This window comes from Hominimerdicola aceti (genome assembly GCF_025567495.1).
GTDB classification, from domain to species: Bacteria; Bacillota; Clostridia; order Oscillospirales; family Ruminococcaceae; genus Hominimerdicola; species Hominimerdicola aceti.
In genome coordinates this window covers 1-25,635 of sequence record NZ_JAOQJZ010000020.1, presented here as the reverse complement: position 1 = coordinate 25,635, position 25,635 = coordinate 1, and the positions used below count along the sequence as shown (strand labels likewise).

At 43.8% G+C, this 25,635-nt stretch carries 22 protein-coding genes; 16 read left to right on the top strand and 6 right to left on the bottom strand.

The window, feature by feature from the left end; translation table 11 throughout:
- The first annotated feature begins 375 nt into the window (after positions 1–375).
- Complete coding sequence (locus OCV57_RS13615; protein ID WP_394804288.1) at positions 376–2,130, top strand: SH3 domain-containing protein; 1,755 nt, start codon at positions 376–378, stop codon at positions 2,128–2,130.
- Positions 2,131–2,181: 51 nt separating this feature from the next.
- Here OCV57_RS13615 and OCV57_RS13610 read toward each other — a convergent pair whose 3' ends face one another.
- Entirely contained in the window at positions 2,182–2,355 is a 174-nt protein-coding gene (locus tag OCV57_RS13610; RefSeq protein WP_022288469.1) for a hypothetical protein, read from the bottom strand.
- Between the two features lie 362 nt (positions 2,356–2,717).
- Between OCV57_RS13610 and leuC the strand changes: the two genes are divergently transcribed.
- The 9 genes from leuC (at position 2,718) to OCV57_RS13565 (ending at position 11,374) form a co-directional block, all read left to right on the top strand.
- Positions 2,718–3,980, top strand: coding sequence for a 3-isopropylmalate dehydratase large subunit (leuC, locus tag OCV57_RS13605; RefSeq protein ID WP_038670838.1), 1,263 nt, complete (start codon positions 2,718–2,720; stop codon positions 3,978–3,980).
- Positions 3,981–4,071: 91 nt separating this feature from the next.
- Positions 4,072–4,461 (top strand): hypothetical protein, encoded by a 390-nt coding sequence (locus OCV57_RS13600; RefSeq protein ID WP_022288467.1) that lies wholly within the window; start codon positions 4,072–4,074, stop codon positions 4,459–4,461.
- A 27-nt stretch (positions 4,462–4,488) separates the two neighbouring features.
- Positions 4,489–4,968 carry a 3-isopropylmalate dehydratase small subunit gene (gene leuD, locus OCV57_RS13595; RefSeq protein ID WP_022288466.1) on the top strand — a complete coding sequence of 160 codons (480 nt, stop codon included), beginning with the start codon at positions 4,489–4,491 and terminating at the stop codon, positions 4,966–4,968.
- 73 nt (positions 4,969–5,041) lie between these two features.
- Positions 5,042–5,716: a hypothetical protein gene (locus OCV57_RS13590; protein WP_117928053.1), complete on the top strand. Its 675-nt coding sequence runs from the start codon at positions 5,042–5,044 to the stop codon at positions 5,714–5,716.
- Between the two features lies 1 nt (position 5,717).
- A complete protein-coding gene (gene leuB / locus OCV57_RS13585; protein WP_038670842.1) occupies positions 5,718–6,800 on the top strand; it encodes a 3-isopropylmalate dehydrogenase in 1,083 nt (360 codons plus the stop codon).
- Positions 6,801–6,834: 34 nt separating this feature from the next.
- Entirely contained in the window at positions 6,835–7,800 is a 966-nt protein-coding gene (locus tag OCV57_RS13580; protein WP_046440093.1) for a PP2C family protein-serine/threonine phosphatase, read from the top strand.
- 65 nt (positions 7,801–7,865) lie between these two features.
- Positions 7,866–9,557, top strand: a complete 1,692-nt coding sequence (gene ilvB, locus OCV57_RS13575; protein ID WP_022288462.1) for a biosynthetic-type acetolactate synthase large subunit — start codon at positions 7,866–7,868, stop codon at positions 9,555–9,557.
- 26 nt (positions 9,558–9,583) lie between these two features.
- Positions 9,584–10,162, top strand: a complete 579-nt coding sequence (locus OCV57_RS13570; RefSeq protein ID WP_256320617.1) for a hypothetical protein — start codon at positions 9,584–9,586, stop codon at positions 10,160–10,162.
- Between the two features lie 57 nt (positions 10,163–10,219).
- Positions 10,220–11,374, top strand: coding sequence for an AI-2E family transporter (locus OCV57_RS13565; protein ID WP_022288460.1), 1,155 nt, complete (start codon positions 10,220–10,222; stop codon positions 11,372–11,374).
- A gap of 219 nt (positions 11,375–11,593) precedes the next feature.
- Here the strand turns inward: OCV57_RS13565 and OCV57_RS13560 are convergent, their stop codons facing one another.
- The 4 genes from OCV57_RS13560 to OCV57_RS13545 all read right to left on the bottom strand — a co-directional run bounded on the left by OCV57_RS13560 (position 11,594) and on the right by OCV57_RS13545 (position 16,943).
- Positions 11,594–13,273 (bottom strand): [FeFe] hydrogenase, group A, encoded by a 1,680-nt coding sequence (locus OCV57_RS13560; protein WP_038670850.1) that lies wholly within the window; start codon positions 13,271–13,273, stop codon positions 11,594–11,596.
- An 8-nt stretch (positions 13,274–13,281) separates the two neighbouring features.
- Positions 13,282–15,174, bottom strand: coding sequence for an NADH-quinone oxidoreductase subunit NuoF (gene nuoF, locus OCV57_RS13555; RefSeq protein WP_181986125.1), 1,893 nt, complete (start codon positions 15,172–15,174; stop codon positions 13,282–13,284).
- 1 nt (position 15,175) lies between these two features.
- Entirely contained in the window at positions 15,176–15,652 is a 477-nt protein-coding gene (locus OCV57_RS13550) for a complex I 24 kDa subunit family protein (RefSeq protein ID WP_022288457.1), read from the bottom strand.
- A gap of 316 nt (positions 15,653–15,968) precedes the next feature.
- Positions 15,969–16,943: a biotin--[acetyl-CoA-carboxylase] ligase gene (locus OCV57_RS13545; RefSeq protein ID WP_267301978.1), complete on the bottom strand. Its 975-nt coding sequence runs from the start codon at positions 16,941–16,943 to the stop codon at positions 15,969–15,971.
- Positions 16,944–17,148: 205 nt separating this feature from the next.
- On the opposite strand from OCV57_RS13545, the gene OCV57_RS13540 reads away from it, so the two are divergent.
- The 6 genes from OCV57_RS13540 (at position 17,149) to OCV57_RS13515 (ending at position 24,445) form a co-directional block, all read left to right on the top strand.
- Positions 17,149–18,111 carry an MraY family glycosyltransferase gene (locus tag OCV57_RS13540; RefSeq protein WP_242998712.1) on the top strand — a complete coding sequence of 321 codons (963 nt, stop codon included), beginning with the start codon at positions 17,149–17,151 and terminating at the stop codon, positions 18,109–18,111.
- A 59-nt stretch (positions 18,112–18,170) separates the two neighbouring features.
- Positions 18,171–19,262 carry a lysylphosphatidylglycerol synthase transmembrane domain-containing protein gene (locus OCV57_RS13535; RefSeq protein WP_267301977.1) on the top strand — a complete coding sequence of 364 codons (1,092 nt, stop codon included), beginning with the start codon at positions 18,171–18,173 and terminating at the stop codon, positions 19,260–19,262.
- 14 nt (positions 19,263–19,276) lie between these two features.
- The gene (locus tag OCV57_RS13530; RefSeq protein ID WP_267301976.1) at positions 19,277–19,906 is read left to right on the top strand and encodes a CDP-alcohol phosphatidyltransferase family protein; all 630 of its coding nucleotides are present in this window, start codon (positions 19,277–19,279) and stop codon (positions 19,904–19,906) included.
- Between the two features lie 107 nt (positions 19,907–20,013).
- Positions 20,014–20,886, top strand: a complete 873-nt coding sequence (locus OCV57_RS13525) for a phosphatidylserine decarboxylase (RefSeq protein ID WP_267301975.1) — start codon at positions 20,014–20,016, stop codon at positions 20,884–20,886.
- Positions 20,887–20,928: 42 nt separating this feature from the next.
- On the top strand, positions 20,929–22,887 hold the full coding sequence (gene pulA, locus OCV57_RS13520) for a type I pullulanase (protein WP_267301973.1): 1,959 nt from the start codon (positions 20,929–20,931) through the stop codon (positions 22,885–22,887).
- Between the two features lie 142 nt (positions 22,888–23,029).
- Positions 23,030–24,445, top strand: a complete 1,416-nt coding sequence (locus OCV57_RS13515) for an SGNH/GDSL hydrolase family protein (RefSeq protein WP_267301972.1) — start codon at positions 23,030–23,032, stop codon at positions 24,443–24,445.
- Positions 24,446–24,614: 169 nt separating this feature from the next.
- Here OCV57_RS13515 and OCV57_RS13510 read toward each other — a convergent pair.
- Positions 24,615–25,635: fibronectin type III domain-containing protein (locus OCV57_RS13510; RefSeq protein ID WP_267301971.1), on the bottom strand; the 1,021-nt coding region annotated here is incomplete at its 5' end.

The following is a 25,635-nucleotide window of genomic DNA, read 5'->3' as shown; positions in this document are numbered from 1 at the left end:
AGTTCTGTTACCTTTGTCGTAATAGGATTATATCACAATATAAAGTAACACGTCAATAGTCAAAACAGCGAAAATAAGCATATTTTTTTGGATATATTTATAATGAGAGCATTTGTGTCACAATATGTATGTACCGATCAACAGCAAAGCCACTAAATAGGCTGTAATAAATCTGTAACTTTTAAGTGAAAGCTGCATTTTACTAAATGTAAATTTTTTATGAATCAAAAAGACTGTTGACAAAGCCCTGAGAAATGTACTATAATGAGGGTGAAGTTTTGTACTTGATACAGAAAAATGTACAAACCAATGTGTGTAAAAATAAGGACTTATACATAGGCGTGCCTTGTTGCGGTATTGCCTATATCTTCTGAGGTGAACGAGTTGATAAAAAAGATGATTTCATATATCCTGTCATTTGCTATTGCAACGTCAATGGCGGCTTCATGTTTGACGGCTTCAGCGGCAAAAATGACGGGAAGCTGTACGGCAGACGTTCTGAACGTTCGCAGCGGTGCAGGCACAGGCTATTCTAAAACAGGCACAGTAAGCTATGGCGACAGCCTGACTATACTTTCCGAAACCACCGACTCAAGCGGTGCAAAATGGTATAAGATATCATGCGGCAATGTGACAGGCTATGTTTCTGCTGCGTATGTTCAGCTAACATCAAGCGGCTCGCAGGGCAGTTCTGACGCTGATTTTGAGAGCTATATGACAAAGCAGGGCTTTCCTGAAAGCTATAAGCCATATCTGCGAAAGCTCCATGAACAGCACCCAAAGTGGATATTTACCGCTCAGAAGCTTGGCGTGGATTGGAACACTGCGTTAAAGGAAGAATGTGTTGTGGGCAGAAATCTTGTCCACTCGTCGGCACTGGCTTCATGGAAGTCGATGGAAAAGGGCGCATATGATTTTAACGGCGGTTATTGGTATGGGCTTGACGGCTCGTGGGTGGCGGCTTCAAAAGAGATAATAATGTATTATATGGATCCGAGAAATTTTCTCAACGATACATACATTTTCATGTTTGAAAATCAGTCATATGATCCATCGTATCAGACGGAAAGCGGTGTAAAAACTATTCTTGCAGACACTTTTATGAGCGGAAGCTACACTTGTCCTGACACAAAGAAAAAGTATACATATTCGCAGACCTTTATGGACGCTGCAAAGAAATCGGGCGTTTCACCTTATCACCTTGCTTCAAGGTGCAGGAACGAGCAGGGCGTAAATGGTGCGCCGCAATCCCTTGGTACTGTGAAAGGCTATGAGAATTATTTCAACTTCTTTGACATTCAGGCTTATGCGACCTCTACCATGACAGCCGCAGAAATGGGCTGTAAGTATGCAAAGACTACTAATCCGACCTATCTTCTTCCTTGGACAAATCAGTACAAGTCCATAGTGGGCGGCTCGATATTTTTAGGCACAGGCTACATAACAAAGGGTCAGGATACCCTTTATCTGCAAAAATTTGATATGGTAGACGGCGGAAACGGGCTTTATTACCACCAGTATATGACCTGCGTTTTCGGTCAGGCGAATGAAGCCATAAGCCTAAAAAACGCCTATTCTCAGGATATTTTGAACAGCGCAATGGAGTTCAAGATACCTGTTTACAACAATATGCCTGATAAACTTTGCCCAAAGCCTACAAGCAGTGGTGATAACAACAATTATCTTAAATCTCTCAGCGTTTCAGGCACGAGCATTTCACCAAAGTTCGATAAATTCACCGCAAGCTATACTGCCAAAGTCAATGCGGAGGTTTCTTCTGTTACTGTTAATGCAAATCCGCTGGGCAAAAGTGCAAAGGTGTCTGGAAACGGCAAGGTGAGCCTTAAAACCGGCGAAAACACCATCAAGGTCACCTGCACAGCGGCAAGCGGTGTGAAACGGACATACACAATAAAAATAACAAGAAAAGCCGCTTCACAGACCCTGCAGCAGGGAGATGTGAATGGTGACAAGTATCTGACAGTTGTGGACGCTTTGCTCATGCTGCGTTACAATGCAGGCAAGACGAAGCTTGATCCCGCTCAGCTAAAGCGTGCGGATATGAACGGTGATGGAAAGGTCGATGTTATCGACGCTCTTACGCTGCTGAAAAAGATAAGTCAGAGTTAAAAATGCAAAAAAACAGGAGCGTTACCACCATGGTACGCTCCTGCATGAGGGCTATTTCATCATCATTGAAATGCCGTCCATTACGTCACCGATAGCTCTGATAGCACGTCCTGTGCGGCTTTTGAGCATTTTCTTTTCGCTTGATGTCGCCTCTGTGACTGCATAAGCCACTGTTCCTGCGGCTATCGCCATTGAAACGCCTGTTATCATTGACTTCATCTTCATTGCTGTTTCCTCCTTTTTTCTTTGTAATATTATTTTTCGCAGTAAGAGAACAGTTATGCCATGCAAATGAAGTCAAGATGGCTGACGGTATTTTCCCGTGAATGTTCGTATTTTGTGATGTTGTGAAGGATATTTCAATTGATGTGTAGTGCTATTGTACAAAATGTGATTAAAATTTTCGCAATTTATATGTAAAAGCAAAAGAAATATGTTCCTATCTCAAACGTTTAGTATAAATATTATTCATAGATATATAATAAATATGTATTTGCATTAACATCAAAATAGTGGTATAATAAATGGGTATAAAAAATAAAGGATCTTGGTATGCTCTGAGATCTGATAGTAAGGAGTAATATTAAATGGGTATGACAATGACTCAGAAAATTCTGGCAGCCCACGCAGGTCTTGACGAAGTCAAGGCAGGTCAGCTTATAATGGCGAACCTTGACCTGGTTCTCGGCAACGACGTTACGTCCCCTGTGGCTATCAACGAGTTCAATAAAGCGGGCTTTACAGATGTTTTCGATAAGAATAAGGTCACAATGGTCATGGATCACTTTGCACCTAACAAGGATATCAAATCCGCTACACAGTGCAAGACCTGCCGTGATTTTGCTTCAAAGTATGACATAAAGAATTATTTCGACGTTGGCGATATGGGCATTGAACACGCTCTGCTTCCTGAAAAAGGACTTGTCGCTCCAGGCGACTGCGTTATCGGTGCTGACTCACATACTTGTACATATGGCGCACTTGGCGCATTTTCAACAGGTATCGGTTCAACAGATATGTGCGCAGGCATGGCAAAGGGAAAGACTTGGTTCAAAGTCCCTGCCGCTATCAAGTTCAATATCGTAGGCAAGCTTCCAAAGTATAGTGCCGCTAAGGACGTTATACTTCATATAATCGGCATGATAGGCGTTGACGGCGCACTTTACAAGTCTATGGAATTTTCAGGCGAGGGTCTGAAAAACCTTTCCATGGAGGACAGGCTTTGCATGGCTAACATGGCTATCGAAGCAGGTGCTAAGAACGGCATATTTGCAGTTGACGATGTTACACTTGATTACATCAAGGATAAGGTAGACAGAGAGTATAAGATATACAAGGCTGACGATGACGCTGAGTATGAGGCTGAATACACTATTGACCTCAGCCAGATAAAGCCTACAGTCGCTTTCCCGCATCTGCCTGAGAACGCAAGAACATTTGACGATATCCCGGAGGTCAAGATAGATCAGGTGGTCATCGGTTCATGTACTAACGGAAGAATAGAGGATCTGAGATGTGCCGCTGAGATACTTGACGGCAAAAAGGTGGCAAAGAACGTTAGATGTATCGTTATCCCTGCCACACAGAAGGTATATATGCAGGCCATGAAAGAGGGTCTGCTGGAGATATTCATAAATGCAGGCTGTGCGGTTTCTACACCTACCTGCGGTCCATGTCTTGGCGGACATATGGGTATTCTTGCAAAGGGCGAAAGAGCCGTTGCAACAACAAACAGAAATTTCGTGGGACGTATGGGTCACCCAGAATCAGAGGTTTATCTGGCTTCACCTTACGTTGCCGCCGCTTCAGCTGTGACAGGCAAGATCTCACAGCCGTCGGAAGTTATGTGATATTCGGGGAGAAAATCAGCTGACAGATCTTGCGTTGGGGGAATAATTGATATGCGGCATGACCGCATATACGACTTGGGAGCGAGAACAGATGAAAAATTATCTTAGGGAAATATTCTCCGATATACTTCTTAGTATTGTTACAAAGAAGTACGGAACTTCACTAAATGACTATCAGCGTGAGGAGAAGGCTGACGAGATCATTCAGGAACTCCATGACAAAAATACATTTACCGTGGAAATGACGCAGGCTCTTATTGACAAGAAGGGCTTCAATACCTTTTATACCTCCAATATCGGGGGTACACCTGTGTATGCTCTCGTTAAAGAGGGAATGTTCCACAAGGTAAAGATCTGCTATTTTATTACAAGAAACAAGGATACTATAGACGGCCCGTATCTTGAAAAGATATATGAAGAGCTTAGAAAACAGGCGATAGGAGAAAATATATTCCATTCGTCAGAGTTCAAGCAGGGCTGATAAAGTTTGACGAAAGGGGTTTTCATAATGAAAGCTTGCGGAAAAGTACATAAATACGGGGATAACGTAGACACTGACGTTATTATCCCTGCAAGATACCTCAACACACCTGATATGCAGGAGCTTGCACAACATTGCATGGAGGATATTGACGTTGACTTTGCAAAGAACGTTCAGAAGGGTGATATAATGGTAGCAAAGAGCAATTTCGGCTGCGGTTCATCAAGAGAGCATGCGCCTGCTGCTATCAAGGCGAGCGGGATATCCTGTGTTATAGCAAAGACATTCGCAAGAATATTCTACAGAAACGCTATAAATATCGGACTTCCTATCATCGAGTGCGAGGAAGCTGCTGAGAAGATAGATAACGGCGACGAGGTGGAGATAGATTTCGACAGTGGCGTTATCACAAACAAGACCAAGAATGAGACTTATCAGGGTCAGTCGTTCCCTGAGTTTCTTATCAATATCATCAACAGCAATGGTCTTCTTAACTCACTTAAATAAGATATTTTGAAGCTTTAAGGGGGATCTCTCAAAAGGGGTCGCCCTTGAACTGTTTCTATGAAGGGGTGAAGCTGTGAAAGCTAAAAAGCTATTTGCGGCACTTGCAGCAGGGGTAATGCTGGTGTGCAGCGCAGGCTGCTCGAAAAAAGAGGAGAGCAGCGGTAAATTTGAATACAGCAGCAAGGATTTTCTGCCTTTTATGGTAATGGTGGACGGCAGCAAGATAGACCTGACCCTAAGCTCTGCAGAGATAAACAGAAAGCTTGGCGGAAGTTTTGCAAGGGGAACTGCTTCAAACAGCAGTATAGTGCTTGTGGAAAAGGACGAAAAGACCGATAAAAAAGGCGTTACAACAAAGACCTTTGCCTGCAATAAGCCTGAGATAAATGGTGCTGGATTTTCCACTTTCAACGGACTTTGGGCGAATATAGACGAAGCAAGCATAGACAGCACTGTTTCACCCAACAGCATAAAGGTCAAAGGCTCTGACGGTTTGTCTTACTACTGGTCATATTATATGGACGGCGAGGAGATAGACTATAGTCAGGTGAACTTTGACGGCACTGATACGGCGGACAGTTATATGCAGTATCAGCTCAAAGGCATGGCTGCTGACGATTATTGCAAAAAGAAGCTTATTGACGGCGAGTGTTCGGTCTACACAGGCATTTTGTTCATGACAGCCGAAAAGCAGAGCTATTCTTGCGAGATAAGCGTTTCGACTTTAAATTCTGAGGAGGAAAAATAACATGGAAAAGAAAATAACAGTTATAAAGGGCGACGGGATAGGTCCTGAAATAGTAACAGAAGCACAGAAGGTCCTCGACAAGGTTGCTGAAAAGTTCGGTCATAAGTTTGTTTATACTGATATCCTTATGGGCGGCTGTTCTATAGATAAATATGGCGTTCCGCTTACAGACGAGGCTGTCGAGATAGCAAAGAACTCAGACGCAGTTCTGCTTGGCTCTATCGGCGGAAATACTTCCACTTCACCATGGTATAAGCTTGCTCCGAACCTCAGACCTGAAGCCGGACTTCTGAAAATAAGAAAAGAGCTTGGTCTGTTCGCTAACCTGCGTCCTGCAAATCTTTATCCTGAGCTTAGAGAAGCTTGCCCCCTTAAGGACGATATAATCGGCGACGGCTTTGACATGATGATAATGAGAGAGCTTACAGGCGGTCTGTATTTTGGTGCGAGAAAGACAGAGAACGTTGACGGCGTTGAAACTGCCGTTGATACTCTTACATATAACGAGAACGAGATAAGAAGAATTGCTATCCGTGGCTTTGACATCGCCATGAAGAGAAGAAAGAAAGTTACAAGCGTTGATAAGGCTAACGTTCTTGATTCTTCAAGACTTTGGAGAAAGGTAGTAAACGAGGTAGCTAAGGATTATCCTGAGGTCGAGCTTGAGCATATGCTCGTTGACAACTGCGCAATGCAGCTTGTAAGAGATCCTAAGCAGTTTGACGTTATCCTTACAGAGAATATGTTCGGTGATATCCTTTCAGACGAAGCCGCTATGATATCAGGCTCACTTGGTATGCTGGCTTCCGCTTCACTGAACGACACAAAGTTCGGTATGTATGAGCCTAGCCACGGCTCTGCACCTGATATCGCAGGACAGGATAAGGCTAATCCTATCGCTACTATACTTTCAGCTTCAATGCTCCTGAGATTTTCTTTCGATATGGATAAGGAAGCAGACGCTATCGACAATGCTGTCAAGAAAGTCCTTGAAGCAGGCTACAGAACAGGGGATATCATGTCAGAGGACATGAAGCTCGTTGGCTGTAAGGAAATGGGCAGTCTTGTTGCAGATATGATATAACAGCACGATACCAGTTTTCAGACGGTGATAATAAATGTATTATTATATTTTCGGAATAACAGACAAGGGAAATTACCGTGAACAGAATGAGGACTGCATTTTAATAGACCACGAGGTCATCAACAGCGGCAGCTATGAATCAACTGTCGCTGCTCCTTTTATTGCAGCCGTTTGCGACGGCGTTGGTGGAGAAAATGCAGGAGAGGTCGCCTCGGAGCTTTGTTTAAGGCATCTTTCCATTCTTGAATATAATTCAGGGGTGGATATGAAAAGAACGCTTATCGATGTTCACAACAAAATAAAAAAGCAGGGCGTAAGGGCTGAAAACGCTGCAAATATGCAGACCACACTGTGTTGCCTTGCGGTGGACGAGGAAAGCAGAGCAATGTGCATAAACGTTGGCGACAGCAGAATGTATCGCTATGTGAACGGCACTATCAGACAGATATCTGTTGACCAATCCTATGCACGATATATGTATGAGCATGGCAGGATAGAAGATGTGTCAGAGCTTGAGCCACAGTATCAGAATGCCATAATATCTTCTATCGGCAGCACTCTCAATGAACCTGATGTGGCACAAACACCATTGGTGGCTGATTTTGGCAAAGAACCTGACGATATGATAATCATAGTGTCAGACGGCGTGTCGGATTACGTTTCTGAGGAAGAAATGGTGGTGGGGCTTGGTCTTGACCTTTCTGTTTCTGAAAAGCTAGGCGCTATAATGGAGCTTGCCCTCACAAACGGCGGAACTGACAATGTTTCCGTTGTGGGCATAAAGCCTTATCTTGACGATCATGAGCTTAAAACGCTCACTGCAAAAAAGGCTGTGGAAAAGACAGTGAGCGTGCAGGATATGCTTGAAAGTAAGAAGCCTGAAAAGGCGGAAGCTGTAGAGGAAAAGAAGCCTGACGAGCAGACAAAGCTTTTTTCTGATACGGTGGACGAGCTTATGAGCCAAATGAATGAAAGTATTGACTTTTTAAAGCAGATATAGTATAATCATATATTGATATATTTTTATGATCTTAGATGTATTTTGTAATTTGGAGGAAATAAAAAATGTTGAAAGAGTTACGTGGCTCAGACGTTATAATTGAATGTTTGCTGGAGCAGGGCGTCGATACAGTGTTCGGCTATCCGGGCGGAGCAGTTCTAAACATATATGACTCGCTGTATAAATATTCTGATAAGATACACCATGTTATCACCGCCCATGAGCAGGCTGCCTGCCATGCGGCTGACGGATATTCAAGAACAACAGGCAGAACTGGCGTTGTTATCGCAACTTCAGGTCCAGGTGCAACGAACCTTGTAACAGGTATCGCCACAGCTTATATGGATTCTATCCCTATGGTGGCTATCACAGGAAACGTAACAAGAGATCTGCTTGGTCTTGACTCTTTTCAGGAGGTAGATATCTGCGGGATAACAATGCCTATCACAAAGCATAACTACATTGTGAAAGACCCTGCGGAGCTTGCTGACATTATCAGAGAAGCTTTCTATATTGCAAACGAGGGCAGAAAAGGTCCTGTTCTTATAGATATACCAAAGGATATCACAGGCGCACTTATGGTCTATGAGAAGAAAGAGCCTAAGAAGGTAGTAAATCACAATCCTGAGGGCATAAACGAGGAGATAGCTGCTGCGGCAGAGCTTATAAAGAATGCTGAGAAGCCTTTTATCTACGCAGGCGGCGGAGTTGTTTCTGCTGACGCAACAGAAGAAATGGCTGAGTTCGTAAGAAAAGTGGACGCACCTGTTTCATTGTCACTTATGGGTCAGTGCGCACTTGACAATACTAAGGACTGCTATATCGGTATGCTTGGTATGCACGGCACAAAGACAGCCGCTATGACGCTCAGCGAATGTGACCTTATGATAGTTCTTGGCTCGAGATTTTCCGACAGAGTTCTTTGCAACGCTAAGACATTTGCAAAGGATAAGAAGATCATACATATTGATATAGACCCTGCCGAGATAGGCAAGAATATCGACGTTTACAGCCATGTTACTGGAGACGTTAAGTATATCCTTGCAAAGCTTTGCGAGTTGCTTCCTGATATGAAGCACGAGGCTTGGATGAATACTGTTATGGATTGGAAAAAGCAGTATGCATTGAGAATGGTGCCTATCGAGAGCGAGGACGAGGTGCTTCCGCAGGACGTTATCGAGGAGCTTGACAGACTTACAGACGGCAAGGCTATCATCGCCACAGAAGTCGGTCAGCATCAGATGTGGGCTGCACAGTATTATAACTTCAAGTGTCCAAGAAGCTTTGCTTCAAGCGGCGGACTTGGTACAATGGGCTACGGCTTTGGCGCAGGAATGGGCGCAAAGGTGGGCAACCCTGACAGAACAGTAGTAAACATCGCAGGCGACGGAAGCTTCTTCATGAACTGCAACGAGCTTTCTTCACTTGCAAAGCATAAGATACCGCTTGTTGAGCTTGTTTTCGAGAACGACGTTCTCGGAATGGTAAGACAGTGGCAAAGACTTTTCTACGGCAAGAGGTTCTCTCAGACGAATATCGAAAGAGGAACAGACCTTATGAAGCTTGCCGACGCATTTGGCGTTGAAGGCATAAGGATAACAAAGAAATCCGAGATAAAGCCAATGCTTGAAAAGGCACTCAAATGCGGTAAGCCTTGCCTTGTGGACGTTATCATCAACAAGGATATAAACGTTCTTCCAATGGTACCTGCCGGCGCAGACGTTTCACAGCCGATAATGAATATCGAACTTGATTAAGAAATCGAAATATAGGGGGTAATAAAATGGTAAAATATCCGAATGCCGCAAGCGGTATCAAAAAGGTGTTTCTGGCAAAGATCATAGGTGTGATAGGAGTTCCGCTTGCTTTTATACCGGGGATAGGCGCACTTCTTTTGATGACTTGTACCGTAGCCGCAACTATTTTCAATGTATGGGGAATACTTGAAGCTTCAAAAGACCATAATGGTTATCAGACAGCTCTTGTTTTCACAGTGGCTGATCTTATCTTTTCAATAGTTGACACGTTTATTGACAATACTGCGATATCAAGTGTTCTGAGTTTTGCTGGCAATGTAATGAACATAGCGGTGCTTTACTATATCTGCAAATCAACAGGCGACCTGCTCAGGGACGTGAAGAACTACGGGCTTGCAAATAAGGGCGACCATGTGTGGAATGTAAACAAGACCTGCCTTATTGTCATGGCAGTGTGCCTTGTTGTGGCGTTTATCCCGATATTGAACATTCTCGCCGCATTTACAACATTGGTGGTGCTTGTTGTAACTATCTATGCGTCTGTGGTATATCTGATCTATCTCTATCAGAGCGGACAGTATCTCAGCCTTAACACTAATTTCTAAGCGATTTGAGAGCTGTACGGCAAAGGCTGTACAGCTCGTTTTTGTAAGGAGAAACTAATGAAATTTACAAAAAAATTCAAAGAAAATGCAGCCCTTGTGGTTCTTGGCGTAGTGCTTTTTTGGGGATTGACCAACTATGACAAGTTTTTTAGACTTCTGGGCGTAATGATCGGGGTCTTGAAGCCTGTTATATTTGGCTGTATAATCGCATTTATCCTGAATGTGCCAATGTCAGGCATTGAAAAGAGGCTTTTTAAGAAGCCTAAAAAAGAGAAATATGCCAAAACTGTGGAAACGCTGAAAAGACCATGCTCGATAGTGCTGACCTTTCTGCTTTGCCTAGGCGTTGTGGCACTTGTGTGCTGGCTTATTATCCCTGCACTCATAAAGACTTTCTCTCAGCTTTCAGACGATATCCCTGTGCTTATTTCAAATATTTCCAACAAGCTCAACAATTCCCCTGAGATAGCAGGGTGGCTTGACAGAATGAATATAAGCACTGCTGATATTATCGATAAGGTTACAAGCTGGCTGAAAGACGGCGTTGTGATCTTGAACACACTCAGTTCAACAGTAAGCTTTGTGACAGATCTTTTCTCAGGTCTTGTGAACTTCTTCTTGGGAATCTGCTTTGCAGTCTATATGCTTGCCGCAAAAGAGCGGCTCAAAGACCTGTGCAAGCGCATAAGCTGTGCTTTTCTCAGCAATCGTATCACCGACCGCATAAGCCGTATATGCCGTCGCTCTATCGACACTTTTGCGAACTTTCTTGTGGGTCAGACCACGGAAGCCATTATCCTCGGCTCCCTTTGCGGTATTGGAATGGCTATCTTCCGCTTCCCGAATGCGGTGCTTATTGCCATACTCGTTGCCTGCACTGCACTTATCCCTATTGTGGGAGCTTTTCTTGGCTATGTGGTGGGCTTCCTGCTTATATGCGTGACGGATTTCAAGCAGGCTGTGCTGTTTTTGTTGTTCATGTTCATTATTCAGGCTATTGAGGGCAATCTTATCTATCCAAAGGTGGTAGGAAACTCGGTTGGTCTGCCGTCACTATGGACACTTTTCGCTATCACCATAGGCGGAAACCTCTTTGGCATATTCGGAATGTTCATCGCTGTTCCTGTGTTCTCTGTTATATACTGCACTCTTGGAGAGGTAGTCAACTACAGAAATGAAAAGAGAGCTGTCAAGGTGGAGGATATATCATAATAAAATAGTCCGTACAAAAAAGGCTGCACATTTCGTACAAACTTGAGCTTATTGACAACGTCCTAAATAAGCGGGACGTTGAGGGCACCGTCCCCTACAATTTATGTAAATACGTTGTTATATGTAGGGGCGACCTCAGGTCGCCCCGTTATTATAGTTTTTCGACACAAAAAAAGGCTGCACAGTTTCGTGCAGCCTTTCGCTATTTACGCTATTTTGTTATTTTACATAGCTTACATGAAGCAGTTCATGCTCTCTGCCCTTGAGGATACCCTCGTAAAGCTTATCCATAAGCGGATTTTCTTCTGAACGCTTCAAAGTGCAAAGCTTGTCAGCATTGTAAAGATTAACACTGCGCTCTTTCTTCTCGTCGATAGTAGCCTTTGGCTGACCAGCGCCGCCTATACAGCCGTTTGGACAAGCCATAACTTCGATAAGGTCGAAATGCTCGCCAGCTTTCATTCTGTTCATTATGACCTCAACATTGCGAAGTCCGTTTACAACGCAGACCTTGATAGCCTTGTCGCCAAGAGGTACTTCAAGCTCCTTTATGCCCTCGAAGCCTCTTACACCCTCGAATGCAAGATTTCTCAGGGAAGCAAGTGACTTGTCTGTGGAAACACGTCTGATAACTGCTTCTGTTACACCGCCTGTTACACCGAAGATTACACCTGCGCCTGTCATAGTGCCGAACGGCATATCAACAGCTTCCGGCTCTATCTCGTTGAACACGATACCGGCTTCTTTTATCATCATGATAAGCTCCTGAGTTGTGATGACAAAATCAACCAACGGTTTGCCGTTTTCGTCCTTGAACTCATCTCTTGCGGCTTCTCCCTTTTTGGCAGTGCAAGGCATAACAGCAACAGAAAGTATCTTCTTGCCCTCGCCCTTGAACTTCTCGTTTATTACGGAAGCAAACATCTGCATCGGTGAGCGGCAAGTGGAAATGTTAGGCAGTATCTCAGGATACTCGTTCTCAGCATACTTTATCCATGCAGGACAGCATGATGTGAACAGCGGGAGCTTTCCTCCGTTTGCAAGCCTGTCTGCAAACTCCTTTGACTCCTCCATAACAGTGAGGTCTGCGGCTGTAGAGGTGTCGAAAATGTAGTTGAAGCCTATTCTTCTAAGTGCTGCAACTATCTTGCCCATAACGTTCTCACCGTTGTAGCCGAACTCTTTTGCCACTGCAACTCTTACAGCCGGAGCTACCTGAGCCACTGCAATAGTGTCCTCCTGATTAAGCTCTTTCCAAAGCCTGTGGCTGTCGTTCTTTATGATTATAGCGCCTGTTGGACAGACTGCCGCACACTGACCGCAGCCAACGCAGTTTGAATCGCCTATAGGCTTGTCAAATGAGCAGGCTACCTTCATTTTTGAGCCTCTGAATGCAAAATCTATTGCACCAACGTTCTGTACTTCGTTGCACACTCTTACGCAGTCACCGCAGAGGATACACTTGTTGGCGTCCCTGGTGATAGATACAGAAGAATCATCGATACAAGGCTTGGACTTTGGATTGTCAAAACGTACCCTGTGGATATCAAATCTTGCGGCAAGCTCCTGCAATTTGCACTTGCCGTTTTTATCGCAGGTCGTACATTCGCCGCAGTGATTTGAAAGAAGAAGTTCCAATATCATCTTGCGGTATTTTCTCAGCCTTGGTGTGTTTGTGTATATCTCCATACCGTTTCTCGGAGGAGTTGAGCAAGCGGCTTCCATGCCACCCCACTTGTTTTCCACCATGCACATTCTGCAAGCACCGTATACTGAAAGCTCAGAATAGTAACAGAATGTAGGAAGCTCGATGCCTGCCTTTCTGATAAGCTCAAGCAGATTTTTTTCACCGTTTATAGCAACGGGGATATTGTCGATTATCATAAACTCTTTATTCATAGCTAAAATTAAACCTCCTTGACAGCTTTGAAATGGCAGTTGGAAATACAAGCTCCGCACTTTATGCACTTAGAGGTGTCGATCTTGAACGGCTTTTTGATCTCACCGCTGATCGCACCCACAGGACAGACTCTTGAACACTTTGAACAGCCCTTGCATATCTCAGGGTCGATCTGATATGTCACAAGCTTCTTGCAGTTGCCTGATGGACACTTCTTATCTCTTATGTGAGCTTCATATTCCTCACGGAAGTTCTTTATCGTAGATACAACAGGGAATGCAGCCGTCTTTCCAAGGCCGCAGAGAGCAGTTGAGGAGATAGTGTCGGCAAGCTCAAGAAGCAGTTCGATATCCCCCTCCTGACCGTTACCATTTACGATACGCTCAAGTATCTCAAGCATTCTCTTTGTACCCTCACGGCACGGAACGCACTTTCCGCAGGACTCGTTCTGGGTGAAATTCATGAAAAATCTTGCAACTTCTACCATACAGGACTTATCGTCCATAACAACAAGTCCTCCTGAGCCGATCATAGCACCGACTTTTTTCAGCGAGTCAAAGTCAAGCTGGATATCGAGGTTAGGCGTAACAAGACAGCCGCCTGACGGACCGCCTATCTGAACAGCCTTGAACTTTCCGTCACCTCTCATGCCGCCGCCGATGTCGAATATTACCTTTCTGAGAGAAGTTCCCATTGGCACTTCAATAAGACCGGTGTTCGAGATGTTGCCCGTAAGAGCGAAAGCCTTTGTTCCAGGGGAGTTCTCAGGGCCTATGCTCCTGAACCATTTTGCACCGTTGTTGATGATAACAGGCACGTTGGCAAGCGTTTCAACGTTGTTGAGAACTGTAGGCTCGTTGAAAAGACCATGTTCAACAGTTCTTGGCGGCTTAACTCTAGGCATACCACGCTTGCCCTCGATAGAAGCCGTCAGGGCAGAGCCTTCACCGCAAACAAATGCGCCTGCACCACGGTTTATATGTATTCTGAATGAGTAATCTGTGCCGAGTATATTGTCACCAAGCAGACCAAACTGCTCAGCCTGTGCGATAGCACCTTTAAGACGTGATACTGCCAGCGGATATTCCGCACGAACGTAGATATATCCCTCTTTCGCGCCTGTTGCGATACCGGCTATCATCATGCCTTCAAGAAGTCTGTGTGGGTCGCCCTCCATGATAGAACGATCCATAAATGCGCCAGGGTCGCCCTCGTCACCATTGCAGACTATGTATTTTGTAGGGCTTTTCTGCTTTGCAACGCTTGTCCACTTTCTGCCAAGAGGGAATCCTCCGCCTCCACGTCCACGAAGATTAGATTCTGTCATTTCGTTGAGGATATCCTCAGGTGACATATCGAGAAGTGCCTTTTCAAAGGCTCTGTAGCCGCCTATAGCAAGATATTCCTTTATGGAAGTAGCGTCAATGTGACCGCAGTGTTCAAGAACGATACGCTGCTGCATCTTATAGAATGGTATTTCTGACTGCTGGCGATATATTTCGCCGTTTTTCTTGTAGCACAGTCTTTCAACGCACTCGCCATTGCAGATAGTCTTGTCAACTATCTCGTCAACATCGTCAAGCTTCACCTTAGTGTAAAGCCAGCCCTCTGGTTCTATTCTAACAAGTGGACCCATTTCGCAGAAGCCGTGACAGCCGCTTCTTTTTACGCCGATAGCGCCCTCGTGAATATCATCATCATGTGGCTCGTCAGCAAGTGCTACCACGCACTCCAATCCCTTTGCGGAGATAGTTTCGATAAGCTTCTGGTATATGTTCAGCGAACCGCCTGCAACACAGCCTGTACCTGCGCAAACAAGCACTTTTCTAGCCTGCTTGTCAACAAGCTTACCATACTGTTCACGAGCGTTGTCAAGATCGTATTTCGTTTTCAGCAGCATATTATTCAGCCTCCTTTTCTCTCAGTTCCTTAAGCAGAGCCGCAGCCTTGTCAGGATTCATCTCAGGGTGAACAACATCATTCACAGTGAGAACAGGGGCAAGTCCACAGGCGCCAAGACATGAAACAGTTTCCACTGTGAACATCAGATCGTCAGTGGTGGTTTTTTTCTCGCTAAGACCAAGCTCTCCTCTGAGATATTCGAGAATAGGTATAGATTTTCTTACATGACAGGCAGTGCCGTCACAACATTTGATAACGTATTTGCCCTTTGGCTCGAGAGAAAAATTCTCATAAAAGGTCGCAACGCTGTATATTCTTGCTTCGCCTGTGCCAAGCTTTTTTGCAAGATATGGGAATATTTCCTTTGGAAGATAGTGATATATCTCCTGAATATCCTGCAATATGGCTATGACCGCTGTTTTTTCATGATTTTCAAGAATTTTGTCGATCGGTGAATAATCAAATTCTTTTGTCATAAAATTTCCTCCATATAATTAAAGTTAAATTTGATTACAAAGTCAATAATCAAGACATACTGTCAACTATAATTATATACTATATGACACAAAAAGAATAATGTTTTTATTTACATGGGCTATATATAATTAGAATAAGCATTGACTAACTTGTAGAAATACACATAAACGAAAACGTTTATATAGTTATAATGCATAAAAAATCGAGCCATTTCTCAATGACTCGACCTGCTGATACTATTTGATAAACTGAATTAATTATAAAAAATCATAGCCGTTTGTTTCATTAGATATACCTAACATTTCGTATATTATGTTAAGCCTTGCGAATACTTATCTCTCCTGAAGAAATATATTCTTCTCTGCCGTCCTCATATCTGACGTGCAGGCGACAGTCCTCATCAGCCCCAAGCATTGTGGCAGGAGTTTTTTCGCTCCCTCTTATGACGTTTATCTTCTCGCCTACCCACAGCAAGCGTTTTCTGTATTCTGGGTAAAAGCTGTTTTCTTCAAAGCTGTCATAAAGACGCATGAAATTGTTTATTATCTCTGCGGCTATCTTGTTTCGCATATCGCTTTTTCTTTCGTGGAATATCGGTCCTGCGATATCTCTTATTGCCTCAGGAAAACCGCCTTCCGGCTCGTAGGTGTTCACACCGATACCAAGCACAGCGTAGTCAAGTCCGCCGTTTTCCATGCTGAAAGAAGCCTCCGTGAGTATTCCGCATATCTTCCTGCCGTTTATGTAAATGTCGTTGACCCATTTTATGTCAGGCTTTTGGTCACTGACCTTTTCCACAGCAAGCGCAACTGAAACTGCAGCAGCAGTGGTTATCTTGACAGCGTCAGCCGCAGCCATGTCAGGGCGGAGAAGAATGCTCATGTAAAGTCCCGAATCAGATGGCGAGAAGAAAGAACGTCCAAGCCTTCCACGCCCCTGGGTCTGCATACCTGCAATGACTATCCTGCCCTCGGGCACACCCTGATTTGCATAGTCTTTGAGTACCAGATTAGTGGAGCTTACTTCCTTGTATACCTCTATTTCAAGCCCCTGACGGTCAGGGTCAAGATATTTTTTTATGCCTGCAAGGGAAAGTATATCGGTGTTTTCATCAAGGGAATAGCCCTTGTTCGTCACCGCAGAGATAGGGTAGCCGTTTTCCTGCAAAGCTTTCACAGCCTTCCAAACAGCCCCACGGGTGCAGCCCAGCGTGTCAGCAAGCTGTTCGCCTGAAAGATATTTGCCCTTGTTATCGTCGAGAAGTTCCAGCACTTTGTCTTTTATTGCCATAAAAATGCCTCCTTAATAAGATAATTATAGCACAAAAGTTCAAAGTGTTCAACCCTCACCCTAAAAATCCCTAGCCTACTCCACATTAAGAAACCATTAAGAAAAAATTGTGCAAAATGACGGATAATAATATTTGCATTTTGCACAGCTATGTTGTATAATATAATAGTATATGTATGAATTGAAACAGAAAAGGACGATGACAATGTTTTATAACCTTTTGGCTAAGACGAATAATACTACATTGGTGCTGCTTGTGCCAATGCTGTGCAGTTTTCTTATTGCTTTTTTCAGCCTGAAATTCTTCAAACGCATTTTGCCTAAAGATCAGGGCAGAGCGTTCGCTGTGAACGGTGCTCTTTCTGAGGGCAAGCCTCGTGGCGCAGGAATTATCTTTGTGACTTCCTTTACCCTTTGCACAGCACTTTTCTATCCTCTCGATATCGAGAACATAATCTATCTCGTGCTTGTGTATGCCGCCATGCTCAGCGGATATTTTGACGATGCTGCTGAAACTCCTTGGGGCAACCTGAAAAAAGGTCTTATCGACCTTGTTATATCTCTTGGCATTGCGTTTACATACTATTTTTATAACGGCTCGCAGGTGAAGCTTTATATCACAGATTCCACTTTCACTATCCCTGCACCGCTGTTCATCATCCTTGCAGGCGTCCTCGTTTGGACGGCCATAAACGTTACAAACTGTACAGACGGCGTTGACGGGCTATGCGGTTCATTGGTCATGACAGTTCTTCTGCCACTTGCATTTATGGTGACAAAGAGTGGTGCGGCTGATATGCTCCTTCCTATGATAATGTTCGTGACGCTTGCGGCTTATCTGTGGTTCAACTGCTCGCCTAGCCAGATGCTCATGGGAGACGCAGGTTCGAGAGCGCTGGGCGTTTTCCTTGCGGTGATGTTCTTAAAAACCGCCGCACCGTTCGCATTTATCCCTATGGCTATAGTTATCATACTTGACGGCGGACTTGGACTTCTCAAGCTTTCTTTCAGACGTTTCCTGAAAATAAAGAAATTTATGGAGGGCATAAGAACTCCTCTTCACGACCATGCAAGAAAGAACAAGGGCTGGTCTGATACTCAGGTAGTAATAAGATTTACAATTTTGCAGATAATAGTAAATCTGTGCTTTATGGCATTCGTGCTGTAAAAAATATGTGTGGGACAAAAATGGTCTGACCTTTTAATGGACAGGCTGAAAATTCGGAGATGATGAAAATAAAAAAGAACCTGAAATATGTTCTTAATATATTCTTTATTGTGGTCATAGGCTGGCTGACAGTCAGACTGCTTTTCAGAGGAGAAGAATTTTCCGACATAGTGGCGGATCTTCACCTTGCAAAGAAAAGCTGGCTTGCAGTGGGTGCTGTGTGCGTGTTCTGCTATGTGGCAGGGGAGTCGGTCATAATAAAGTATATGCTGAGACTTTTTGAAGTAAAAACTCCTTTCAGGCGTTGTTTGAAATATTCGTTTATAGGCTTTTTCTTTAGCTGTATAACGCCGTCTGCTTCCGGCGGACAGCCTGCGCAGATGTATTACATGAAGAAAGACGGCATAAAGATAGGCTTTTCCACCTTGATAATGCTTATCATCACCATAGCTTTCAAGGCTGTGCAGGTGCTTCTTGCAGTGGCGTTCCTGCTTTTCAACTTTGGCTTTATAAAGCTTCATGTGGGACGGCTTTGGTGGCTTCTGCTTATCGGCTTTATACTGAATATCGCCTATATCGCAGGGCTTGTGTTTATTTTCTATAAGCCTTTGTGGGCGAGAAAAATGGGCATAAAGCTTATAAATCTTCTGACACGCATAAGGATACTCAAAGAAAAGAACAACGAAAAATACATAAACAAAATAAAGCGTATCTGCGACAATTACATGATCGGTTCGGAATATATAAAGAGCAATGTACACACTGTGATAAATATTTTTCTTATCACACTGGTGCAGAGAATGTTCCTGCTGGCTGTCACATGGATAGTGTATAAGTCCTACGGCCTTAGCGGAACAGGTTTTTGGAATACTATCGCACTTCAGACTATGATAGGCGTTGCAGTTGAAATGCTGCCATTGCCTGGTGCGGCAGGCGTAACAGAGGGCTGCTTCACATATATGTTCATGGGCATTTTCACCGCAGAGCTTGTAAAGCCTGCAATGCTACTGAGCCGTGGACTCAGCTTCTATTTACTGCTGATAATGAGCGCATTGGTAACATTCGTGGCTCACTTTATCGTTATGAGGAATGATAAGAAGAATGGTCTTGAGGGATCGCAGGAAGTTAAAAAAGAAGTCGAAAAAGAATGAGAGGAAAAGAAAAAATGATCGGTTTTTATAATTATTCGGTAATACTCACATACATAGGACTTGTTTCGTCAGTGTTCGGCATTACACAGGTCTTTGAAAATCATATGTCCATAGCCTTTCTCTGCCTGCTTATTTCGGGTATCTGCGACCTTTTTGACGGCAAGATAGCAAGAAGCATGAAAAACAGAACAGAGCATGAAAAGGTGTTCGGCATACAGATCGACTCGCTGTGCGACCTTGTTTGCTTCGGTGTTTTCCCTGCTGTCATAGGCTATCACTACAATTCAGTTTATCCGCTTCGTCTTATCGCAAGCATTATGATAGTTCTGGGCGCTGTTATCAGACTTGGCTACTTCAACGTTATGGAGGAAGAGCGTCAGAGAAACACAACAGAGAACAGAAAAGAATATAAGGGTCTGCCTGTTACAACAGTTGCTATGATACTTCCTCTGCTGTTCATTGGTCAGCACAATATACCGAGAAATATTTTTCCATTTGTTTTCCATAGCTTTATGATACTTATTTCAATACTCTTTGTATTGAAAATAAATGTCAAGAAGCTTTCCATGAAGGGCGTGCTGATACTCTTTACTATAGGTGCGATAATCCTTCTCGGCTATCTTAAAATGCAGCATATAATCTAAGATAAAAGTTACCTGAATGGGAAATGTTTTTGTCGGACAGGTGTGTGAAAAACAGGACGTCGGGGGTGTCGTCCCCTACAATAATGTAAATAAAAGGAGAGAAACAGATGAAATATCGTGACAGACAGGGCAGAGAATACGAACAGACCACATCTCAGGATAGCTTTCTTGCGGCTGCCTACAGCTCGGCAATGGGCAGGGCGCTTATGAAATTCCTCGGCTGTCCGATATTTTCAAAGTGCGCAAGAGTGATACTTGACAGCAAGTTCTCAGTGCCTTTTATTTTCGGCTTTGCAGAAAAAAACGGCATAGATATGTTTGACTATGAGGAAAGAATGTATCGCTCTTTCAATGACTTTTTCACAAGAAAAATAAAGCCTGGCAGACGTTTTATCACTAAGGACAGGGATCTGCTTGTTTCACCTTGTGACGGTAAGGTGACTGCTTATAAGATAACACAGTCTGATACCTTTATTATAAAGAACGCAGTGTATAATACCGCCTCGCTTCTCAGGGACAGCAAGCTTGCAAAGCGTTATGAGGGTGGCTATGCAGTTATCATCAGACTTTCAGTGGACGATTATCACCGCTATTGCTATTGTGCAGACGGCGTAAAGAGCCACAACAGAAAGATAAATGGTATTCTTCACACTGTGAACCCTGTGGTGAACAATTATCTGCCTGTTTTCAAGGAAAATTCCAGAGAATATTGCATGATAAGAACGGAGCAGTTCGGAGATATTATTCAAATGGAAGTCGGTGCTCTTATGGTGGGCAGGATAACTAATCTGCACACTGAGGGCGGCGTAAAGGTCACAAAGGGCGAAGAAAAGGGATATTTCGAGTTTGGAGGCTCAACTATCCTGCTGCTTCTTGAAAAGGACAAGGTAAAGCTTTGCGATGACCTGCTTAAAAATACGAGGGAGGGCTTTGAAACTAAGCTTCTTCAAGGCTCGGTGCTTGGCGAAAGTCTGAAGTAAAAATATCTAAGACGTAAAAAATATAGGCAAGGGGCATGGTTGATGTACAGATTGAATTATGAACAGTTCGACAGAGATAATCAATATATAGGAAACGATCTGGGTGCGGTCATGAAAGAGGGCAAAACTGTGTTCAAAACATGGTCGCCGCTTGCAACGGGAGTTTATCTTAATCTGTATCTTGACGGTGAGGGCAAAAGCCGTCTTGAAAGCCTGCCTATGGAAAGGCTTGACCACGGTGTTTGGTATGTGGAGATACTCCGTGACCTTGACGGTGTTTTTTATACCTATACATTTGAGTTTGACCACAAAACAAGGCATGAAACTATAGATATCTATGCAAAAGCCTGCGGAGTCAACGGAAACGTTGGTGCGGTGGTGAATTTCAAGACCACCGACCCTGAGGGCTGGGACAAGGTCAAGAAGCCTAAGTGCAGAAATGCCTGCGACGCAGTGGTGTATGAGTGCCACGTCAGGGATTTTTCTGCGGACAGTTCATCAGGCGTTGCTCCTGAGCATAGAGGTAAGTATGTGGCTTTTGCCGATAAGGGTACGAAATATCAGGGTGTGAATACTTGTATCGAGCATCTCAAAGAGCTTGGCATAACCCATGTTCACCTGCTTCCTGTGGAAGATTATGCCACTGTGGACGAGAGCAAGCCATGGCTCAATCAATATAACTGGGGCTATGACCCTAAGAACTTCAACTGCCTTGAGGGGTCATATTCCACAGACCCTTATGACCCTAAGTGCAGGATAAGAGAGTTCAAACAGCTTGTTATGGCACTTCACGAGAACGGCATTGGCGTTGTAATGGACGTGGTATACAATCACACTTACTATACCGAGGAGTCAGCCTTTGAGCGTTCTTTCCCGTATTATTACCACAGAATAAGAAATGACGGCTCTTTTTCAAACGGCTCGGGCTGTGGAAACGAAACGGCTTCAAACCATATGATGATGAGAAAATTCATGATAGATTCTCTCAGATTTTGGGCAACGGAATATAAGATAGACGGCTTCCGCTTTGACCTTATGGCGCTTCACGATATTGAAACTGTGAACATCATAAGGGACGAGCTTAACAAGATAGACCCTCAGATACTAATGTATGGCGAGGGCTGGACGGGAGGAGAGTCACCGCTCCCAGCTGACAGACTTGCATATAAATGGAATTCATATCAGTTTGGAAGAGTTGGACTTTTCAACGATAACATCAGAGATTCCATTAAGGGCGGTACTTTTAATCCATATGACAAGGGCTTTGTCAGCGGAAACAGAAATGCGGCTTCTACCCTAAGGCGTGGTATAGCCGGCTCTGTGCCACACTATCAGATAAATGACGCAAAAGAAGCTTGCTGGGCTTTTGAACCTACTCAGGCGGTGAATTACTGTGAGGCTCATGACAACAATACTTTGTGGGACAAGCTTTGTATATCGGCAAAGAATGACAGTGAGGGCGTAAGGATAAAAATGGATAAGCTTGCGGCTGCGATAGTGATACTTTCACAGGGCATGCCGTTCATACAGCTTGGTCAGGATTTTCTTAGGTCAAAGCCGAGGATACTCAAAGAGGGCGAAGAGCCAAACGATGTGAATATCTATTCCCATGACAGCTACAATGCGCCTGACTACACTAACTCCATAAAGTGGAACAGAAAGTTTGAATATAAAGAGGTCTTTGAGTATTACAAGGCTCTTATAAGGCTGAGAAAGGGAAGTCCGCTTTTCCGAATGAACACTAAAGAGGACGTGAACGCACATCTTCATTTTATGCACAATGACGATTGGAACTGCGTAAGCTGGAAGCTTGAAAAAGACGGAGAATGCTATGTTATCGCACTTAATCCTTACTACGAGAACAGGGGCTTCGGTCTGCCTGAGGGAAGCTTTTATCTCAGGCTTGATGAAAGTGGCAAGATGAACAAACAGCCCGTTTCAGGCAGTTTCGTCTGTCCACCGCTGTCGGCTGTGGTTTATAAGAGGATAAAGAATATCTAACAACCCTGTTAATAAAATGACGAATAAATATTAATAATAAATTAATGTATATATCTTGCAGATAGAGTATAATTAAATTATTGGATCGAGAAATATTAAGGCAAAAGATACAAAAAAATTAAACAATGGAGGAAATCATAGTATGAAGAAGTTTTTGGCAGGCTTCTGTGCTGCGGCAATTGCAGCAGGCTGCATGGGAATGACAGTCATGGCAGACACGGAAGCAACGGACAAGCTCACCTCTTATGAGGCAACAAGCGACAATGTTAAGCTTATCGGTCGTACTTACAGAAAGGGCGACACAACGATACTTGGCTATTCTGCAAGCGGTATCGAGTTCAAATGCACAGGCACAAAGGCTGTTTTCAATGTAAACGGCAGCGTAGGTGAGGCAAGAATTGGTGTATTTGTAAACGGCAAGCTTGTTAAGCAGGGCTACATAAAAAATAAGAAGACAAACGCAGTTGAGGTAGAGCTTCCTGAGGGCGAAAGCACTGTCAAGCTCATAAAGCTTTCAGAAGCTGCACAGAGCGTTATCGCAATTGACAGCTTTGAGGTAGACGGCAAGCCACAGCCAACAGAGGCAGCTAAGCATTCTATCGAGTTTATTGGTGACTCTATCACTTGTGGATACGGTGTTGATGATCCACTTGGAAAGTCATTTTCTATCTACAACGAGAACGCCGCAAAGACATATGCTTACAAGGCAGCACAGAATTTTGGCGCTGACTACAGCTTTGTATCAGTAAGCGGAGCAGGTGTGATCTCTGGTTATTCAGGCAACGGCAAGATAAATGACGCACTGCTTGTGCCAAATTTCTATGATAAGTTCTGCTTTACATGGAGCTGGTTCGACGGTGAGCAGACAGCTAATTATGATTGGGATTTCTCACAGTATCAGCCTGAGCTTATCGTTGTAAATCTTGGTACAAACGATAACTCATACACAAAGGGTGACGCTGATAAGTGTGCTGAGTTTGAAAATGGCTATGTAAATTTCCTCAAGGAGATAAGAGCTAAGAATCCAAATTCTGAGATACTTTGTACACTCGGTATTATGGGACAGGAGCTTTATCCTTCTATTACAGATGCAGTTGACACTTATAAGACTGAAACAGGCGACAGCAAGGTATCAGTTTTCGAGTTCAGCGTTCAGGACAGCGAAAACAATGGTTATGCAGTTGACTATCACCCATCAGCTGTTTCACAGAAGACAGCAGCTTATGAGCTTACAAATGCTATTGAAGGCATTTACGGCTGGGAGAGAGTTGAGTTGGTTGACGACGGCGTTGACGAAATGACAAAGGACGACGACGTTGAGTTCAATAACGTTGTTGAGGAGTCGTCAAGTGAGGAGAGCAGCGAGAGCAAAGCAGAGGAGTCATTTTCCGAGGCTTCTTCTGAAGCAACAAATGACAGCAGCGCAGCGGCTTCATCATCAAAGACAACGACAAATCCTAACAGCATCACAAACCCTAATACAGATGCGGCAATGGGCATAAGTATAGGTCTAGCAGCACTTGCAGGTGCAGCTATGGTGGTTTCTAAGAGGAAGTAATAAAGTAGATATTTACACCGCACAGAGGTAAGACTTTGTGCGGTGTTTTTTTTATTGTCGGTCGTAACATTTCAGGGTGGCTTTGCCGACAAAATGTACGCTTTAACGCAAAAAACTCCCCCATGCAGAAAAACCTCTGCATGGGGGATATTTTCATAAACGATAAAAATTATTTCTTAGTAGTCACACTCTTTGAAGCCGACCAAGCACCATAATACTTAGTACCCTTTACAGTTGTGTACGAACGAACACGAACGTAATATTTCTTTTTGCCTGAAAGCTTTGAAACAGTGGTCTTGTCAGTCTTGTTGTTTGTTATGGTAACTTTCTTTGCACTTGTGAACTTTGAGTTGGTGGCATACTGAATCTCGTATCCAGTAGCAGAGCCTTTCTGCGCCCAGTCCACAAAGAATGCCTTGCTCTTTGCCGTGAGCTTCTGTATCTCCTGCTTGGCAGGATTTATCTTGAACGTCTTTGTGATAGTGCCTGTGTATGAGCATTTTCCTGTGATTTTTACAGTGGCAGTGCCTATGTTCTTGTTGTTAGAGTATGAAACTGTGTAGTCAGTGCCTTTTTTCAATGTTTTGCCATTGTATTTAACAGTAATGCTCTGAGTGATGTTCTTGCCAGTGAAAGCCTTTGTGGAAATGCTCGAAACTGTGGCTTTCTTGAAGTTATTTTTGATACTGTAGGTCTTAGAAACTGAGCCAGTGTAATTGCCCTTGCCTGTGATAGTGACCTTTGCTGTTCCTACCTTGGTGTTGTTGCTGTACGAAACAGTGTAATCAGTATCCTTTTTCAAAGTCTTTCCATTGACCTTTACATTAACGGACGGAGTTTTTGCCTTGCCATCATATGCGTAGGTCGAAGTGGAAAGTGTCACGCTTGCCTTTGAAATGCTAATTCTTGAAAGTGCAGGGATCTCAGCCGTTTCAAGAACTTTCTTGCAGACTGTACATTCCTTGTGCTTTGAACCTTTAACTCCGATAGAAGCCGTTTTGTCAACTATCCAACCGCTTGACTTGTGACCTGTGGCAGTTATCGTTGTCTGTGCCTTGATAACAGCGCCGCAAACTGAGCAATGTGAACCCTCGGTTTTGCCGTCTGTTGTGCAGGTGGCAGGGATCGCCTTGTCAACAACTTCTGTGTGACCCTTAGCTGATAAGCTCTTGCTTTCAGTTGCACCGCAA